Below are 1,874 nucleotides of genomic sequence, written 5' to 3'. Positions count from 1 at the left end.
AACAAGGACTTCGATCCTGGGTGGGTGGTGGACCTGTGATCGACGCCGCTTCTCTTACCAAGGGTGAGATCCGGATTGCCGCAATCCGGGGCGCCGAGCTCGTCGCTTTCCTGCACGAAAGCCAGGGCGGCGAGACACGGTCGGTCATCATCGAGTCCGCAAGGCCCACGGTGCGTGCACCTTCGCGTGCTGGAGGGAAAGCGATCACCTCTCCCCGGGAGATGCTGCCTCCGCCCGCGGCGGACTTTCGCAAGCGGCGTGTCCCGCAGGTCGGCGATGCCGCGGCAGTGGCCATGGAGCAGATCGGGTTGGCCTTGAGACGCCTCGGTCTTGATCGCTTAGCCCGCCGAAACGATCTCGCGGGCGCCTATGTGGTAAAGGCTACCGCCGAGCAGATCCGTGAACTGGCCGCAACGCCAGGGATTCAGGCCATCCGGCTGAACCGGCGGCATCGCAATATCCGCAAATCTGACACCCTCGCGCCCGAGGGCCTAGAGCGCAAAAAAGCATGACCATCGACGACGCGACCAGACGCTACAAGCACACGGGCAGCAGAGTGCCGGACTTCCTCTTCGCAGAACACTTCGACCACGAAGCCAAGGTCCTCACGATCACGGCCTGTGACTTCGACAGCGCAGCCTTTGCAGACATCATCTTGCGGCACCCGGAGGTTGTCGCTTTCGAAGATGAGACCGGCCCCTACGCCACACCTGCATGGTCTGTAATGGCCGTGATCGCGGGCACGAAGTTCTCAGCGCGCGTGGTGCGCCAGCGGCTCTATGGCAAGCCCGGCGGTGTCGGCGCAACGGTGCGCCTCACGCCGCTCTAGAACGGCTGCACCGTGGCCCATGGACGCAATCGGGCAACACCTGAATCTCGTCGCGGCCCTTCAGTTTTCGCCAGCACGACGCCGTGCGGGTTCATGTCCGTCCTCACTCTAGGTGGCAGCCGCGGAGCGGGAGACTTATAGCGGTGCAACCAGCCCACAACGGGATGCAAAGTGCCGTACGAGACCTTCGCAGACGTGGGAACGCGGCTGCCGTGGTTCATCGAAGAGGTCTACAACGCCAAGCGGCTGCACTCGGCGCTCGATTACCGCCCACCCAACGAATTCGAATCCCAGTTCACTCAGCAGGCGGCTTAGTTCTGATGACCCCGGTGGTCCAGTCGATGGGGTTCACTCCAATCTCGAGCCAGAGATCGGTGGAATCCAACACGCTGGCCGTTGACCTCAATTGCGCTGCTCGTGATCCCTTTAACCCTTGGTCACGGCGGCAGTCCGCCGGCCCACCTCGCGACCGCTTCCGCCACCGCATGCGGCTGCTCCGGTACCATCGCGTGGCTGGCGCGCGGGATGACCTGTACGGTCACCTTGTCGCCCAACACCGCCTTCAACTCGTTCCGGGTCGCCGGCGGCCGCCAGGGATCGTCGGCGCCCTGCAGGTCCAAGATGGTCGAATGGCTGACGGGCCACCATTGGTCCTTGGGCGGGCGGGTCTGCGCGTCGCGGTACGCGGCAGACAGTTCTGGATACCAGCCCTCCAGCCATGGGGTGGGATCATTCCCTGGGGCGAAGAAGGCGTGACGCAGTGCGGCCAGGCGCGCGTCGCGGGGTTGCGTGGGATTGGCGGCGACGAGCAGGGACGGTTGTACCCCTGGCGGAAATGTACGGGCCGCGGCTGCGAGCACTACCACGCCGCGAACGAGCTCTGGGTACCTAAGGTCGGCCACGCGCGCCACGAAGTGGCCGTAAGCGTGCCCCACGATCACGGCGCGGCCGTCTCCGAGGCGCCGCACCGCGAGCGCTACATCGCCGGCCAGCGCATCCAGGCTCAGCTCTTGCATCTGGCCGCGGCTTGCGCCCATTCCACGCG

The 1,874-nt window shown here is 65.2% G+C and carries 3 protein-coding genes and 1 pseudogene; 3 read left to right on the top strand and 1 reads right to left on the bottom strand.

Annotated elements, in window-relative coordinates; translation table 11 throughout:
* The 3 genes and pseudogenes from AC1DOC_RS31860 to AC1DOC_RS31850 form a co-directional block, all read left to right on the top strand.
* On the top strand, window positions 1-512 hold a 512-nt coding region (locus AC1DOC_RS31860), incomplete at its 5' end, for a hypothetical protein (RefSeq protein ID WP_478131356.1).
* Window positions 509-829: a hypothetical protein gene (locus tag AC1DOC_RS31855; RefSeq protein ID WP_015865943.1), complete on the top strand. Its 321-nt coding sequence runs from the start codon at window positions 509-511 to the stop codon at window positions 827-829. The genes AC1DOC_RS31860 and AC1DOC_RS31855, both read left to right, overlap by 4 nt.
* 177 nt (window positions 830-1,006) lie before the next feature.
* Window positions 1,007-1,144 (top strand): annotated as a pseudogene (locus AC1DOC_RS31850) (IS3 family transposase); the annotation flags it as partial.
* Between the two features lie 122 nt (window positions 1,145-1,266).
* Here AC1DOC_RS31850 and AC1DOC_RS31845 read toward each other — a convergent pair.
* Window positions 1,267-1,874, bottom strand: a 608-nt coding sequence (locus AC1DOC_RS31845; RefSeq protein ID WP_478131355.1) for an alpha/beta fold hydrolase, incomplete at its 5' end; no start/stop codon positions are given.

Source organism: Variovorax sp. 01T439_2 (genome assembly GCF_056398445.1).
This window is presented reverse-complemented; position numbering and strand designations above follow the sequence as displayed.

What these genes read in the sequence shown, in the direction of transcription:
- AC1DOC_RS31855 (WP_015865943.1), top strand. Translation starts at nt 509, where the DNA reads ATGACCATCGACGACGCGACCAGACGCTACAAGCACACGGGCAGCAGA.